The organism is Nocardia anocheti, assembly GCF_029675105.1.
GTDB lineage: Bacteria > Actinomycetota > Actinomycetes > Mycobacteriales > Mycobacteriaceae > Nocardia.
Map to the genome: position 1 here is coordinate 421,972 of NZ_JAQQFV010000007.1, position 15,074 is coordinate 437,045.

General features: G+C 69.6%; 14 protein-coding genes. 13 read left to right on the forward strand and 1 reads right to left on the reverse strand.

Features of this window, described 5'->3' with window-relative positions:
• The first annotated feature begins 17 nt into the window (after positions 1-17).
• From QC180_RS20965 to QC180_RS21020, 12 genes are all read left to right on the forward strand, one after another.
• On the forward strand, positions 18-1,013 hold the full coding sequence (locus tag QC180_RS20965) for a fatty acid desaturase (RefSeq protein WP_278264480.1): 996 nt from the start codon (positions 18-20) through the stop codon (positions 1,011-1,013).
• Positions 1,004-1,807: a methyltransferase family protein gene (locus QC180_RS20970; RefSeq protein WP_278264481.1), complete on the forward strand. Its 804-nt coding sequence runs from the start codon at positions 1,004-1,006 to the stop codon at positions 1,805-1,807. Before QC180_RS20965 ends, QC180_RS20970 begins: the two co-directional genes overlap by 10 nt.
• Before the next feature lie 35 nt (positions 1,808-1,842).
• The gene (gene mvk / locus QC180_RS20975) at positions 1,843-2,859 is read left to right on the forward strand and encodes a mevalonate kinase (protein ID WP_278264482.1); all 1,017 of its coding nucleotides are present in this window, start codon (positions 1,843-1,845) and stop codon (positions 2,857-2,859) included.
• A complete protein-coding gene (gene mvaD / locus QC180_RS20980) occupies positions 2,856-3,869 on the forward strand; it encodes a diphosphomevalonate decarboxylase (RefSeq protein ID WP_278264483.1) in 1,014 nt (337 codons plus the stop codon). Before mvk ends, mvaD begins: the two co-directional genes overlap by 4 nt.
• Entirely contained in the window at positions 3,866-4,960 is a 1,095-nt protein-coding gene (locus tag QC180_RS20985; protein ID WP_278264484.1) for a phosphomevalonate kinase, read from the forward strand. Before mvaD ends, QC180_RS20985 begins: the two co-directional genes overlap by 4 nt.
• Complete coding sequence (gene fni, locus QC180_RS20990; protein ID WP_278264485.1) at positions 4,957-6,054, forward strand: type 2 isopentenyl-diphosphate Delta-isomerase; 1,098 nt, start codon at positions 4,957-4,959, stop codon at positions 6,052-6,054. Before QC180_RS20985 ends, fni begins: the two co-directional genes overlap by 4 nt.
• Complete coding sequence (locus QC180_RS20995; RefSeq protein ID WP_278264486.1) at positions 6,047-7,105, forward strand: hydroxymethylglutaryl-CoA reductase; 1,059 nt, start codon at positions 6,047-6,049, stop codon at positions 7,103-7,105. The genes fni and QC180_RS20995 overlap by 8 nt, the downstream gene beginning before the upstream one ends.
• Positions 7,102-8,274, forward strand: coding sequence for a hydroxymethylglutaryl-CoA synthase (locus tag QC180_RS21000; RefSeq protein WP_278264487.1), 1,173 nt, complete (start codon positions 7,102-7,104; stop codon positions 8,272-8,274). The genes QC180_RS20995 and QC180_RS21000 overlap by 4 nt, the downstream gene beginning before the upstream one ends.
• Positions 8,275-8,282: 8 nt before the next feature.
• Entirely contained in the window at positions 8,283-9,788 is a 1,506-nt protein-coding gene (locus QC180_RS21005; RefSeq protein ID WP_278264488.1) for a flavin-containing monooxygenase, read from the forward strand.
• Entirely contained in the window at positions 9,785-11,260 is a 1,476-nt protein-coding gene (locus QC180_RS21010) for a flavin-containing monooxygenase (RefSeq protein WP_278264489.1), read from the forward strand. The genes QC180_RS21005 and QC180_RS21010 overlap by 4 nt, the downstream gene beginning before the upstream one ends.
• A gap of 230 nt (positions 11,261-11,490) precedes the next feature.
• The gene (locus QC180_RS21015; protein ID WP_278264490.1) at positions 11,491-11,775 is read left to right on the forward strand and encodes a hypothetical protein; all 285 of its coding nucleotides are present in this window, start codon (positions 11,491-11,493) and stop codon (positions 11,773-11,775) included.
• A gap of 9 nt (positions 11,776-11,784) precedes the next feature.
• Complete coding sequence (locus QC180_RS21020) at positions 11,785-12,387, forward strand: hypothetical protein (protein ID WP_278264491.1); 603 nt, start codon at positions 11,785-11,787, stop codon at positions 12,385-12,387.
• A gap of 4 nt (positions 12,388-12,391) precedes the next feature.
• On the opposite strand, the gene QC180_RS21025 is transcribed toward QC180_RS21020, so the two are convergent.
• Positions 12,392-13,018, reverse strand: a complete 627-nt coding sequence (locus tag QC180_RS21025) for a TetR/AcrR family transcriptional regulator (RefSeq protein WP_278264492.1) — start codon at positions 13,016-13,018, stop codon at positions 12,392-12,394.
• A 133-nt stretch (positions 13,019-13,151) separates the two neighbouring features.
• Here QC180_RS21025 and QC180_RS21030 point away from each other — a divergent pair, with 133 nt between their 5' ends.
• On the forward strand, positions 13,152-15,074 hold the full coding sequence (locus QC180_RS21030; protein ID WP_278264493.1) for an acyl-CoA dehydrogenase family protein: 1,923 nt from the start codon (positions 13,152-13,154) through the stop codon (positions 15,072-15,074).

A 15,074-nucleotide genomic window follows, 5' to 3' on the forward strand; every position in this document is an offset into this window, starting at 1 on the left:
AGTCAAGGAGCTCTGCTATGAGCACCGGAACGAATGTCACGTCGTCCGAACAGATCCCGTTCGCCCGGCGCGTGTTCAAACTCGAGCACGCCTCCAACATCGGGCCGCTGCTGCACATCGCGCTGTGGATGGGCATGACCGCGGCGGGCCTGTTCGTGCCCATCGCCGGGAACTGGTACATCGCGATCCCGCTGATCATCGTGCTCTCGCTGCTGAACCTCTCGCTGACCATCGGCGTGATGCACATGCACACCCACCGGCCGCTGTTCGTGTCGAAGTTCCCGAACCGGGTCGTCGACATCCTGTGCTGTCTGCCCGGCAACCTGACCGCCGCGGAGATGCGCGAAGTGCACGTGTTGAACCATCACCGGTTCAACGACGGCCCCGGTGACGTGACCGCGACCACCGGCATGGAGAAGGGCCTCGGCGCGATCTGGTACTGGGTCCGCTACGGCACCATCGTCAAGCTGCACACCGTCAAGACGGTGTTCGCCGCCAACCCGGCCCCGCGTCGGCGCCGCACCCGCCACCAGTTCATCTTCGACCTGATCGTCTACACCGCCGTGATCGCCGCGGTCTGGTACGTCGCGGGGACCGAGCGCTTCGTGCTGTTCTATTGGGTGCCGTTCTTCATCACCCAGGTCAACGCGGGCTACTTCGCCTGGCTCAGCCACGCCCCGGCGCGCGGGTTCACCGACGAGCCGAGCACCTCGCTCAACAACGCGGGCAACATCCTGAACTTCCTGATCTTCAACCAGGGCTACCACAGCGTGCACCACCGCTACCCGGGTGTGCACTGGAGCCAGATCCCGGACAAGATGGCCTACATGCGGGATGTGAACCCCGGCGTCATCGTGCCGTACTGGATGGTCGCGCAGTCCGGCTGGCGCCTGTTCTGGCCCGGCGGCTTCCTCAACGAGAAGTACGGCAACCAGTGGAAGGCCAAGCTGGAGAAGCGCCTGGAAGAGGGCACGGTGCGGTCGAAGTACCTGCCGTGGTTCGCATGGATCTGATCACTCCCGAGCAGGCGCGGGGCGTGCTGAGCACCCCCGCGCGGCTCGTCCCCTTCCTGATCTCGTTCACCGTCTACGGCATCGCGGGCATCACGGTGCCGCTGATGCTGCTCTTCGCGGGCGGCTGGTGGCTGCCCAAGACCGTCGACCGGGGTCCGCACCTGTCGACCGTGCCCGCTCTGCTCATCGACGTGGTGCTGCTGGCGCTGTTCGGCCTGCAACACTCGGGCATGGCGCGGCCCGCGTTCAAGGACTTCATCACCCGCTGGGTGCCCGAGGCGCTCGAGCGCACGGTCTACATCTTCATGGTCTGCCTGGTCATGTGGACGGTCATGCTGGCCTGGCAGCCGATCCCGCACCAGCTCTGGTCGGCCGACGGCGCGCTCGGTCTCGCCCTCGACGCCGGGTTCTGGATCGGTTTCGTGCTGGTGTACGCGGCGACGCTGTTGCTGAACCATTTCCACCTGCTCGGCATCAGCCAGGCCTACCGCCAGTACGTGATCCGCGTCCCGGATGCCACCGTGGACCGGCTGCAGGTCAACGGTGTCTATAAACTGGTACGGCACCCGCTGATGACCGGCTTGCTCGTCTCCTTCTGGTTCGCCAGCGAGTTCACTGTCGGGCACCTCGTGTGGGCGCTCGGCCTGACCGGATACATCGTGCTCGGCACCTTTCTCGAGGAGCGTGATCTGATCGCCCGCTTCGGTGCGTCCTACCGCGCCTACGCGGCGCATGTTCCCGCTTTCTTCCCCTCGGTGCGTAGTCTGCTGAACCGTACGCCGCGCGAGCCATAGCCACGGGCCTGCCCGGAGTTCGGAGAGGAAACGACGTGAGACACAACTCCCCAGCGACCGCCCTGGCGCAGGGCACCGGGCAGGCCGTCGCCAAGGCGATCCTGCTCGGCGAACACACCGTCGTGCACGGTACGCCAGCGATCGCTCTCCCGCTGCCCGCACTGCCCGTGCGGGCGGTGGCCCGGCCCTCGGCCGGGACCGCGATCGCGGCGTCGGGATCGTTCGGCTTCCTCGCCGGGGCGGCCGCGGCCGCCACCCCCACCCCGTCCGGACCACGTGTCGCGGTCGAGGAGGCGTTGCGGCGCTGGGGGATCGGGGCCGAGACGGTGGAAGTCGTGGTGTACTGCGACATCCCGCTGGCTCGCGGCCTCGGTTCCAGCGCCGCCTGCGCGGGCGCCGCGGTGCGCGCGGTCGCCGACCTGTACGGCCGCGAGCTGGACCAGGACGCGCTCTATGACCTGGTGCAGTGCGGCGAACAGGTCGCCCACGGCCGGGCCAGCGGCATCGACGCCAGCGCGGTGCTGGCGAGCGGGCCGATCCGATTCCACGCGGGCACCGCCCGGCCGATCGATGTCGGGATGGACGCGGCCCTGGTGATCGCCGACACCGGCGTCTCCGGGTCCACCCAGCAGGCGGTCGCCGACGTGCGCCGCAGGCTGGCGGCCGACCCGCCCGCCGCGCGACGACTGCTCGACCGCGCCGCCGAACTCATCGACACCGGAGCCACCGCCCTGTCCGCCGGGCACACCCGCACCCTGGGCACCACCATGCTCGAATTCCAGGACCTGCTGGGCGAACTCGGGGTGAGCACCCCGCACATCGATACCCTCGTCGCCGCCGCGCTGGCCGCGGGCGCGCACGGCGCCAAGCTCACCGGCGCCGGGCTGGGCGGCTGTGTGCTCGCGCTCACCGAGACCGCCGCCGCCCCCGCGGTGAGTACCGCGCTGCGCCGCGCCGGTGCCGTGCAGACCTGGACGGTCCACACCGCCGGGCTGCGCGCGGGCGCCCTGTCCCTGTCCGCCTCGACCCAGGAACGCGGTATCCCCTCATGACATCTCCCGCCAGCGACGGCGCCGCCACCGCCGTCGCCTATCCCAACATCGCCCTGGTGAAGTACTGGGGCAAGCGTGACGAAGCGCTGTTCCTGCCGGTCACCGGCAGCCTATCGATGACGCTGGACATCTTCCCGACCACCACCTCCGTGCGGCTGATCGACGGTCCGGCCGACGCCGTGGAGTTCAACGGCGCCGCCGCGACCGGCACCGCGCACACCCGCATCGAGAAGTTCCTCGACCTGGTCCGGGCCACGGCGGGCCGCACCGAACGCGCCGAGGTGATCACCGCCAACGCCGGACCCACCGGTGCGGGTCTGGCCTCCTCGGCCAGTGGCTTCGCCGCCCTGGCCACCGCCGCCGCGGCCGCCTACGGGCTCGACGCGGACGGTCGCGCCCTGTCGCGGCTGGCCCGGCGCGGGTCCGGCTCGGCCTCGCGCTCGATCTTCGGTGGCTTCGTGGTCTGGCACGAGGGCGAGGGTGACGGCGAGGCGGGCGACCTGAGCTCCTACGCCGAGCCGATCGGTGGTGACGATCTCGATCCCGCGCTGGTGGTGGCCGTGGTCGAGGCGGGCGCCAAGGCGGTGTCGAGCCGCGACGCCATGCGCAGTACCACCGCGACCTCCCCGCTGTACCGGCCGTGGGCGGAGTCCTCGCGCGTCGACCTGGCCGAGATGCGCGCCGCCGTCGAGCGTCGCGATCTGCCCGCCATCGGCGAGATCGCCGAACGCAACGCCCTGGGTATGCACGCGACCATGCTCGCCGCGCGCCCCGGCATCCGCTACCTGTCCCCGCACTCGCTCACCGTGCTCGACGCGGTGCTGGCGCTGCGCGCCGACGGCATCGCCGCCTACGCCACCATGGACGCGGGCCCCAACGTCAAGGTGCTGTGCAGTCGCGCCGACGCCCCGCACGTGGCCGCCACCCTGGATTTCCTCGGTGACTTCGTCACCACCCGCATCGCGCACATCGGTCCCGGCGCCACCCTCAGCGCGGGTGGCGACCGGTGATCAGTTGTCGCGCGCCGGGCAAGCTGTTCATCGCCGGGGAGTACGCGGTGGTCGAGCCGGGCCACCGCGCGGTCCTCACCGCCGTGGACCGCTATGCCACCGCCACGGTGATCCCTGCCGCCGCGACGACCCTGCGCTCCGATCTCGACGGTGGCATCACCCTGACCTGCCGTCGTCACGGTGACGGATTGGCCCCCGACACCGAGGACGGCACCGTCCCGCGTGCCTTCGCCTACGTCTTCGCCGCCGCCCGGATCCTCGACCGTCTGTGCGCCGAACGCGGCGTCGAGACCAACCCCTACGACCTCGAGGTCCGCGCCGAACTCGGTGACGCCGACGGCCGCAAGTTCGGCCTCGGTTCCAGCGCCGCGGTCACCGTGGCCACCGTCGACGCGCTGGGCCGCTTCCACGGCCTCGGCCTCAACACCATGGACCGCTACCGGCTGGCCATGCTCGCCACCCTCGAGGTCAACCCGAAGGCGTCCGGCGGCGACATCGCCGTGAGCACCTGGGGCGGCTGGCTGGCCTACGCCTCACCCGACCGCACCCACGTCGCCGAACTGGCCGCCGCCGAGGGCATCGAGGCCGCCCTGCGCTCGCCCTGGCCGGGCCTGTCGGTGCGCCCCCTGCGCACGCCGACCGAACTGGCCCTGCAGGTCGGCTGGACCGGCACCCCGGCCTCGACCCCGGCGCTGGTCGCCGGGCTCGGCGACCGACAGCAGCGCCCGAGCGAGCGCGCGCACTTCCTGCTGCGCAGCGACGACTGCGTCGAGCGGCTGGTGACCGCGATCGAGTCCGCCGACGCCGCGGCCATCTGCGCGGAGATCGACTGCGCCCGCCAACTGCTGCTCGACCTGGACGCGGGCACCGGCCTTGGCATCATGACCGAGCGTCTGCACGCCCTGTGCGCGGCCGGTGCCGCCGTGGGCGCCGCGGCCAAGCCGTCCGGCGCGGGCGGTGGTGACTGCGGGATCGCGCTCATCGACCGCACCCGCGACACCGCGATCACCGCGCTGACCGAACGCTGGATCGGCGCGGGCATCCGGCCGCTGCCGCTGCGCACGCATCCATTCGAGGGAGACAGCCAGTGATCGGCGATCGCAAAGACGACCACGTGCGCCACGCGGTGGCCCACCGCCGCGCCGTCACCGGCGGCAACGACTTCGACTCGGTGGCCTTCGTGCACCACGCGCTGGCCGGGATCGACAGCCGCGACGTCTCGCTCGGCGTCGAGTTCGCCGGAAAGCGCTGGGACACCCCGCTCTACGTCAACGCGATGACCGGCGGCAGCGCCCACACCGGCGAGATCAACCGGCAGCTGGCCATCGCCGCCCGCGAGACCGGCATCCCGATCGCCTCGGGCTCGATGAGCGCCTACTTCCGCGACGACGCGATCGCGCCGACCTACCGGGTGCTGCGCGAGGAGAACCCGGACGGGTTCGTGCTGGCCAATGTCAACGCCAACGCCACCGTCGAGCAGGTCCGGCGCGCGATCGACCTGCTCGAGGCCGACGCGGTGCAGATCCACCTCAACGCCGTGCAGGAAGTGGTCATGCCCGAGGGCGACCGCGCCTTCGACGCCTGGCCCGCGCGGATCGAGGAGATCGTCGCCGCGGTGGCGGTGCCGGTGGTCGTCAAGGAGGTCGGCTTCGGCCTGAGCCGCCAGACCGTGAGCTGGCTGCGCGAGGCGGGCGTGGCCGTCGCCGATGTCGGCGGACGCGGCGGCACCAATTTCGCCCGCATCGAGAACGACCGGCGCGCGGCGGCCGACTTCGCCTTCATCGAGAACTGGGGCCAGTCCACCCCGGCGTGCCTGCTGGACTGTGCCGGACTCGACGGGATCGACATCGCCGCCTCCGGCGGCATCCGTTCCCCCCTGGACGTGGCGCGCGCCCTCGCGCTGGGCGCCACCGCCACCGGCGTGGCCGGGGTGTTCCTGGAGACCCTGGTCAGCAACGACACCGAGGTGCTGATCGAGACCATCAGCACCTGGCTGACCCAACTGCGCGGCATCATGACCGTGCTCGGCGCGCACACCCCGGCCGACCTGGCCGGATGTGACCTGCTGGTCACCGGCGACCTGGCGGCGTTCTGCGCACTGCGCGGGATCGACGCGGCCGCTCTTGCCCACCGGAGCCCCTGGTGGCGTGAATCGAAGGATCGAGAAGGAGTCACCCATGAATGACATGTCGTATGCAGCCGTCCCGCTGCAATGGGTGGGGCCGCTGCGCATTACCGGCAACGTCGTCGACGACGCCGTGGAGGTCCCGCTGGCGACCTACGAGACGCCGCTGTGGCCCTCGGTCGGCCGTGGCGCCAAGATCTCCACGCTGGCCGAGCGGGGCATCGTGGCCACCCTGATCGACGAGCGGATGACCCGCTCGATCCTGCTCGAGGCCGACGACGCGCTCACCGCCTACACCACGGTGCAGCAGTTGCAGGCACGCTTGCCGGAGTTACAGGAGGTGGTCTCGGGCAGCAGCCGTTTCGCCCGGCTGATCGACCTGCACCACCAGATCGCGGGCAACCTGCTGTTCCTGCGCTTCGAGTTCACCACCGGCGACGCCTCGGGCCACAACATGGCGACCCTGGCCAGCGACCACCTGATGGACCACATCCTGTCCAGCTACCCGGGTGTGCGCTACGGCTCGATCTCGGGCAACTTCTGTACCGACAAGAAGGCCACCGCCGTCAACGGCATCCTCGGGCGCGGCAAGAACGTGATCACCGAGCTGCTGATCCCGCGCGAGGTCGTCGAGCAGCGGCTGCACACCACCGCGGGCAAGGTCGTCGAGCTCAATATCCGCAAGAACCTGATCGGCACCCTGCTGGCGGGCGGAATCCGTTCCGCCAACGCGCATTACGCCAACATGCTGCTGGCCTACTACCTGGCCACCGGCCAGGACGCGGCCAATATCGTCGAGGGGTCCCAGGGCATCACCCATGCCGAGGACCGCGACGGTGACCTGTACTTCTCGTGCACCCTGCCCAACCTCATCGTCGGCACGGTCGGCAACGGCAAGCACGCCCCCTTCGTCGACGAGAACCTCGAGCGCCTCGGTTGCCGCGCCGATCGCGAGCCGGGGGCCAACGCCCGCAGGCTGGCGGTCATCGGCGCGGCGGCGGTGCTGTGCGGCGAGCTGTCGCTGATGGCGGCCCAGACCAATCGCGGCGAGCTGATGCGCGCCCACACCCAATTCGAGCGGTCCACCACGAGCAACGGAACTCCAGCATGAGCATTCAGCCGGTCGGCATCCACGACCTCTCCTTCGCCACCACCCACTACTACCTCGACCACGCCGTGCTCGCCGAGCGCCTCGGCGTGGACCGCGACAAGTTCTACCTCGGCATCGGCCAGGAGAAGATGAGCGTCGCCGCGGCCGACGAGGACATCGTCACCCTGGCCGCGGCCGCCGCCAAGCCGATCCTGGAGCGCCACGGCACCGAGGGCATCCGCACCGTGCTGCTGGCCACCGAGACCGGTGTCGACCAGTCCAAAGCCGCTGCCCTGTACCTGCATTCGCTGATCGGGCTGCCCAACACCGCCCGCGTGGTCGAGCTCAAGCAGGCCTGCTACGGCGGCACCGCGGGCATCGCGTTCGCCGCGGGCCTGATCGCCCGCGATCCGTCGCAGCGAGTGCTGGTGATCGCCGCCGACATCGCCAAGTACGAGCTGGACACCCCCGGCGAGCCCACCCAGGGTGCCGCCGCGGTGGCCATGCTGATCAGCGCCGATCCCGCCCTCGTGACGCTGGATCCGCAGCAGGGTCTCTACAGCGCCGACATCATGGACTTCTGGCGCCCGAACTACCGCTCCGAGGCCATCGTCGACGGCAAGACCTCGGTCAACGCCTACCAGAAGGCCGCCCAGGAAGCCTGGACCGACTACCGCCGCCAGGGCGGTCGCGAGCTCACCGAGTTCGCCGCGTTCTGCTACCACCAGCCCTTCACCAAGATGGCCTACAAGGCGCACAAGCACCTGCTCGAGAGCCAGGGCTTCACCGCCGACGCCGCCGACATCGACGCGGCCATCAAGCTCACCACCCTCTACAACCGCACCGTCGGCAACAGCTACACCGCCTCGCTCTACCTGGGCCTGGCCGCGCTGCTCGACCACGCCGACGACCTGACCGGCAAGCCGCTGGCCTTCCTGAGCTACGGCTCGGGCGCGGTCGCCGAATTCTTCAGCGGCACGGTCGTTCCCGGCTACCGCGAGCACCTGCGCACCGCCGCCAACACCGAGGCCATCGACTCGCGCGAGTCGATCGGATACGAGGACTACCGCGCGCTGCACGAGGCCGTGGCCCCCACCGACGGTTCCTACCACGCCACGCCTGCCCAGACCGCCCGCCCGTACCGGCTGGCCGCGATCTCCGGGCACAAGCGCATCTACGAAGCCCGATGAGGTAATCCATGAGCGAGAAAACAGCCCCGGCGGACGCCGTCGGGGCAGTTCGGCACACCCGGATACTGATCGTCGGCAGCGGTCTGTCCGGTGTCGGCACCGCCATCCGGCTCACGCAGAAGGGCATCACCGACTTCGTGGTGCTCGAGCGCGGCGCCGATGTCGGCGGTACCTGGCGCGACAACACCTACCCGGGGGCGGGCTGCGATGTGCCCTCGCACCTGTACTCGTATTCCTTCGCGCTGAACCCGCACTGGTCGCGGTCGTTCTCCCCGCAGGCCGAGATCCACGAGTACATCCGCTCGGTCGCCGACCGCTACGGCGTGCGCGACAAGCACGTGTTCGACTGCGAGATGACCGACGCCCGCTGGAACGACGAGGGGGGTCACTGGGAGGTCAGCACCACCCGGGGCGCCTACACCGCCGACATCGTGGTCTCGGCCGCGGGCGTGCTCTGCGAGCCGAATCTGCCCGACATCAAGGGCATCTCGGAGTTCGAAGGCGAGATCTTCCACTCCGCGCGCTGGAACCACGACTCGACGCTGACCGGCAAGCGGGTCGCGGTGATCGGCACCGGGTCGTCCTCGGTGCAGATCGTGCCCTCGATCGCCCCCGAGGTCGCCCACCTCGACGTCTACCAGCGCACCGCCACCTGGGTGCTGCCGCACGCCACCCGGCCCTATCTCGCCGCCGAACGCTGGGCGTTCCGGCACGTGCCGGGCCTGCAGCGGCTGCTGCGCGGGATGATCTACGCCAACCGGGAACTGTTCGTGCTGTTCCAGGCCAAGTATCCGAAGGCGGCGGTGCTGCTCGAGATCGTGGCCAGGGTGAAGATGTTCCTCGAGGTCCGCGATCGGGACCTGCGGCGCAAGGTGACCCCGAAGCACCGACTCGGCTGCAAGCGCATGCTGGTGTCGAACAAGTACCTGCCCGCGCTGGGGCGCGACAATGTCGAGCTCGTCACCGACGGCATCGCCGAGGTGCGCGCGCACTCGATCGTCACCGAGGACGGCACCGAGCGCGAGGTCGACGCCATCGTGCTGGCCACCGGCTTCCAGGTCACCGATTCGCCCACCTACAACCTCTACACCGGCCGTGACGGGCGCACCCTGTCGGAAGTGGCCGACGCCGAGGGCTACCAGACCTACAAGGGCACCACGGTCACCAACTTCCCGAATCTGTTCCTCATGCTCGGCGCCAACTCCGGGCTCAACTACACCTCGCTGATCTACATCATCGAATCCCAGATCGCCTACCTGCTCGACGCGGTGGAGACGATGCGGGCGCGCGAGCTGCGCTCGGTGGAGGTCCGCAAGGACGTGCAGGCCGCCTACAACCGCGAACTCGACACCAAGATGGCCCGCAGCGTATGGGTCTCGGGCGGGTGCGACAGCTGGTTTCTCGACTCGCGCGGCCAGAACGCCACGCTGTGGCCGGATTTCAGCTTCCGATACCGGCGACTGCTGCGGAGCTTCGACGTGGACGCCTACGAGACCACCGCGAGGACGCGATGACCGACACGACCAAGCGGCACTACCGGGTCGCCATCATGGGGGCGGGCTTCGCGGGTCTGGGTCTGGCGATCCAGTTGCAGCGGCAGGGCCACACCGATTTCGTCGTCGCCGAGCGCGGCGAGGAGATCGGTGGCACCTGGCGCGACAACACCTATCCCGGCGCGGGCTGCGACGTGCCTTCGCAGCTGTACTCCTATTCCTTCGCGCTCAACCCGGACTGGACCCGCTCGTTCTCCAACCAGCCCGAGATCCACCGGTACATGTGTGAGGTCGCCGACCGCTTCGGCGTGCGCGACCGGATCATGCTCGGCTGCGCGGTGACCAGCGCCCGCTGGAACGAGCAGACCGCCCGCTGGGACGTCACCACCACCCAGGGAGAGTTCACCGCCGACTTCGCCGTCTCGGCGGCGGGTCCGCTGAGCTCACCCAAACTGCCGGACATCAAGGGCATCAACGAGTTCCAGGGCGCGATCTTCCACTCCGCGGCCTGGGACCACGAGGCCGAGCTGGCGGGCAAGCGGGTCGCGGTGATCGGCACCGGCGCCTCGGCCATCCAGATCGTCCCGGCCATCGCCGCCGAGGTCGGCACGCTCGATGTCTACCAGCGGTCGGCGCCGTGGGTGCTGCCCCGGGTCGGGCACCGCTACACCGCGCTGGAACGCTTCGCCTACCGCCGGATTCCCGGCGCGCAGCGCGCGGTGCGCACGGCCATCTACTGGCTGCGCGAGTCGTTCGTGCTGTGGCAGGCGAAGTTCGCCTGGGCGGCGGCGATCGTGCAGCTGGCGGCCAGGGCCAAGATCCGGTGGGAGATCAGCGATCCCGTGCTGCGCGGCAAGGTCACCCCGGGATACCGGCTCGGCTGCAAGCGCATGCTGATCTCCAACGACTACTATCCGGCGCTCGCCCGCGACAATGTCGACGTGATCACCGACGGAATCGCCGAGATCCGTGCGCATTCCATCGTCACCGCCGACGGCACCGAACGCGAGGTCGACGCCATCGTGCTGGCCACCGGATTCCGGATCACCGATTCGCCGACCTACGACATGATCACCGGTCGCGACGGGCGCACATTGTCGGAAACCTTCGACGCCGAACCCATTACCGCGTACAAAGGTTCGGCGGTGGCGAATTTCCCGAATGTATTCGTCATGATGGGTCCGAATTCCGCATTGAGTTACACGTCAGCGATTTTCACCATCGAATCGCAGATCAACTACATCGTGGACGCGCTGACGACCATCGAGCGGCGGGGACTGCGCACGGTGGAGGTCCGCGCCGACGCCCAGGCGGCCTACAACCGCGACCTGCAGGCCAAGTTCGACGGCACGGTCTGGAAGGAGGGTGGCTGCACCAGCTGGTTCGTCGACGAGAACGGGCACAACGCCACCCTGTGGCCGGACTTCAGCTTCCGGTTCCACCGGATGCTGCGCCGCTTCGACATCGACGCCTACGACACCACCACTCGCTGAGGAAACAACCCGCCGGACATCGTTATCAGATCTGAACTCTTTTCGGATCCGGCAAATGTTTCGCAAAGGGGAAATGCCGCCCGGACCGGCGGGCCTGCGGAGTGTTACGCAGAACCGCCGTTCCGGGTTATCACTGTTTCGTGACGAACTCCGCTGGCCCCCCGATTCGGGATGTACGTTTAGTCCCCATAAGTTCGCTGGATCCCATTCGGGTAACGGAGAGGGCGGAAATGGCTACAGTGACTCGGCAGTACTCCGCGGCGAAATCTTCGATGACGCCCTCGACTCTGGTGACGCTCGGCTTGATCCTGCTCATTCCGGTCCTGGCCACCGCCGGGCCGATCGCGGCCTCCGCGCTCATCGCGCGCTACGCGGGCCTCGGCTGGTCGGGGTGGTCGGTGTACGCCGTGATCGCCCTGGTGGTCTGCGGGTCGATCGCCGCGTCGATGTGGGCCTTCCGGCTGGCCTGGCGCCGTGCCACCGACCTCGAGTCCGTCGATTCCTCCCCGCGCTAGGAGCTCCGCATGCAAACACATCGTCACGCGGCGCTGCCCGCCGCACCACTGATCGACCCGGTGGCTCCCGACGGCGCACGGTGCCGTCGCCTGCGTATCGTCGCGCGGATCGATGACACCCCGCGCTGGGAGACCACCGCCGCCCGCCTGCTCGGAAGCGGACTGCGCCGCTGGCGCGACCGGCCCGACATCGCCGACCATCCGGCGCTGTGCCGCTGGTCGCGCATCCAGGACACCCAGCAGATGCTCGAACCGCCCTGCCTGCGTACGGTTTTCACGGCGCTGGCGATCGGGGAGGAGCTGGCCTCCGGTGACGCCTGCGCCGACTTCGCCACCGCGATCATGCTGCTGTCGAGCTGCCCGGCCGAGGCGATCGTGCAGGCCGACCCGCTCGGCGCCGCGCGCACCCTGCGCTTCTCGGTCTACGCCTTCCGCGAGGACGACCTGCCGCTGGCCGAGGATCTGATCACCACCACCGTGGCCGCCTGCGGCACCGTCCTGGCCCGCCGCTGCGCGGTGCTGGCGCCCGCCGCGACACCCCGCCCCGCGCCGGTCTCGGCTCCGGCAGTGCCGGAACCCCTGGTCATCGGGACCGGGACCGCCGCCCGCTGACGGGTCAGGCGTCGCGCAGGGCGCGGTAGACCGCCGCGCCGACGAACGCGCCGAGCGTCTCGGGAGTCCAGCTGCTCTCGTCGGCGAGCAGGCTGCGCACCGCGCTCTCGCCCGCGGAGATCCAGAGTTCCACCAGCACCGGCAGTTTGGTGTCGGCCTCGGTCGTGCCCCAGGCGTGCAGGGTGGGTCGCAGCAGCTCGGTGCAGCGGGCGAGCACCAGGTCGCGGCCGTGGCCGAAGGAGGTGGCGACATCGGGATCGGGATTGCCGTAGGCCAGCCGCCAGGAGTCGGGATTGGCGGCGACCACGCGCAGCAGCGCCTGGAAACCGTCGACGAACACCCCTTCGCCCGCGTCCACCGCGCGGCGTGGCGTGGCTTCCAGGACCCCGTCGATGATCCGGCGTTCCTCGCGGGCGATGAGCTCGTGCAGCAGTTCCACGCGATCGGCGAAGCAGGAGTAGACGACCGGGCGGGTGACCTTCATCCGATCCGCCACCGCGGCCATGGTCACCGCGCCGATGCCCTGTTCGACGGCGATGGCGAGGGCGGCGTCGAGCACCTGGGGCCGTCGGCGTTCCGGCCCGAGATGGGCGGCGCGGCGGCGCGGCTGCACGGTCGGGTCGGTGGTCATCGGGTCCAACTCTAGCAAGTGCCCGGCGCCGTCACCGGAACGGTTCCTACACAACTGTAGGATAATGATACGGTGACGTAGGAATTGCTCCGGTGGCCGCGCGGCCCCGGAATCCCGCGATCAGGAGTCACCGATGACCCAAGGGCTGTTCAATCCGAAGACCTGCGACTTCGCCGAGTTCGACGCCGAGACCCGCCGCCTGTTGCGCGCGACTGTCGACTGGTTCGAGACCCGCGGCAAGGCCGCGCTCAAGCGCGACGACCGCGACCGTGTCTGGTACTCGGAATTCCTCGACTTCGTCAAGCGCGAACGCGTCTTCGCCACCTTCCTCACCCCGGCCGCCGAGGCCGCGGGCGATCCGAACAAGCGCTGGGACACCGCGCGCATCGCGATGATGAGCAAGATCCTCGGCTTCTACGGCATGTCCTACTGGTACGTCTGGCAGGTCACCATCCTGGGCCTCGGCCCGATCTGGCAGAGCGACAACGCGGCCGCGCGCCGTCGGGCCGCCGCCGGACTGGACTCGGGGGAGATCTTCGCTTTCGGCCTGTCGGAGAAGGAGCACGGCGCCGACGTGTACTCCACCGACATGGTGCTCGACCCCGACCCGGCCGGTGGGTTCCGCGCCCACGGCGGCAAGCACTACATCGGCAACGGCAATCTGGCCCGGATGGTCTCGGTCTTCGGCCGTCGCGCCGACAAGCCGATCATCGACAGCGCCCAGGCGTTGCGCTCGGCGCCGACCGACGACGATTACGAGGGGTATCTGTTCTTCGTCGCCGATTCCCAGCACGAGAACTACCGGCTGCGCCGCAATGTGGTCGACAGCCAGATGTATGTGGCCGCCTTCGATCTCGAGGACTACCCGGTCGCCGAGGACGACATCCTGCACCGGGGCGCCGCGGCCTTCCACGCCGCGATGAACACGGTCAATGTCGGCAAGTTCAATCTGGGCTTCGGCGCGATCGGCGCCTGCGAGCACGCCTTCCACGAGGCGATCGACCACGCCGAGAACCGGGTGCTGTTCGGGCATCGGGTCACCGAGTTCCCGCAGGTCCGCACGCTGGTCACCGAGTCCTACGCGCGGCTGGCCGGAATGCGGCTCTACAGCGAGCGGGCCATCGACTACCTGCGCTCGGCCTCCCCGCAGGATCGGCGCTACCTGCTGTTCAACGCCATCGAGAAGATGACCGTCACCCGGCAGGGCCAGCGCGTCATCGAGGATCTGGCCGACGTGATCGCCGCGCGCGGCTTCGAGAACGACATGTACTTCCCGATGGCGATGCTCGGGCTGTTCGGCCTGCCGCGCCTCGAGGGCACGGTGCACGTGAACATGGCGCTGTCGCTGAAGTTCATGGCCAACTACATGTTCCACCCCGCCGACGCCGGACTGGCCGCGCTCGCGCTGCTGCCCGGGGCTGGCACGGTCTCGAGCGGGACCGTCCGCACGGTGGCCGGGGCGCTGAGCTGGTCGAGCCGACGTCTCACCCCGCGGGTCGGCAAGGTGGTGCCCAAGCTGCGCGCCGAACTCGGCGGCGCCGACTACCCGACGATCGGCACCCGCCGCGACGCCGCCGACGACGAGTTCCTGTTCCGGCAGGGCCCCAGCAGTGGGCTGGGCCGGATCCGCTTCGCCGACTGGCGCCCGGTGTTCGAGCGGTTCGCGCACGTGCCGAACGTGGCGGTCTTCCTCGAGCAGGTGCTCGCCCTGCAGGCGCTGCTGGCCGCCGCGACACCGACCGCCGACCAGCAGCGCGACGTGGACTTCCTGTTCGCCCTCGGAGAGCTGTTCACCGCGGTGCCCTACGCCCAGCTCATCCTGGAGCAGGCCGCCATCGAGGGCACCGATGTCGACGTGCTCGATCAGCTCTTCGACGGGTTCGTCCGCGAGTTCTCCCGTCACGCGCTCACCCTGCACAGCAAGCCGAACGCCACCCGCGCCCAGCAGGTCCGCGCGATCGACCTGGTCCGTCGCCCGGTCGCCGACGCGGCCAGGGTCGAGCGGGTGCTGGCCGCGGCGCGCGCGGTGGCGGGGACCTACCGGATGACTCCGTGA

Bases quoted from the DNA above. Each gene is read 5' to 3' on its own strand.
- QC180_RS21005 (WP_278264488.1), top strand. From the start codon at position 8,283: ATGAGCGAGAAAACAGCCCCGGCGGACGCCGTCGGGGCAGTTCGGCAC.
- QC180_RS21015 (WP_278264490.1), top strand. From the start codon at position 11,491: ATGGCTACAGTGACTCGGCAGTACTCCGCGGCGAAATCTTCGATGACG.
- QC180_RS21030 (WP_278264493.1), top strand. From the start codon at position 13,152: ATGACCCAAGGGCTGTTCAATCCGAAGACCTGCGACTTCGCCGAGTTC.
- QC180_RS21025 (WP_278264492.1), bottom strand. From the start codon at position 13,018: ATGACCACCGACCCGACCGTGCAGCCGCGCCGCCGCGCCGCCCATCTC.
- QC180_RS21000 (WP_278264487.1), top strand. From the start codon at position 7,102: ATGAGCATTCAGCCGGTCGGCATCCACGACCTCTCCTTCGCCACCACC.
- QC180_RS21010 (WP_278264489.1), top strand. From the start codon at position 9,785: ATGACCGACACGACCAAGCGGCACTACCGGGTCGCCATCATGGGGGCG.
- QC180_RS20965 (WP_278264480.1), top strand. From the start codon at position 18: ATGAGCACCGGAACGAATGTCACGTCGTCCGAACAGATCCCGTTCGCC.
- QC180_RS20970 (WP_278264481.1), top strand. From the start codon at position 1,004: ATGGATCTGATCACTCCCGAGCAGGCGCGGGGCGTGCTGAGCACCCCC.
- QC180_RS20995 (WP_278264486.1), top strand. From the start codon at position 6,047: ATGAATGACATGTCGTATGCAGCCGTCCCGCTGCAATGGGTGGGGCCG.
- mvaD (WP_278264483.1), top strand. From the start codon at position 2,856: ATGACATCTCCCGCCAGCGACGGCGCCGCCACCGCCGTCGCCTATCCC.
- QC180_RS21020 (WP_278264491.1), top strand. From the start codon at position 11,785: ATGCAAACACATCGTCACGCGGCGCTGCCCGCCGCACCACTGATCGAC.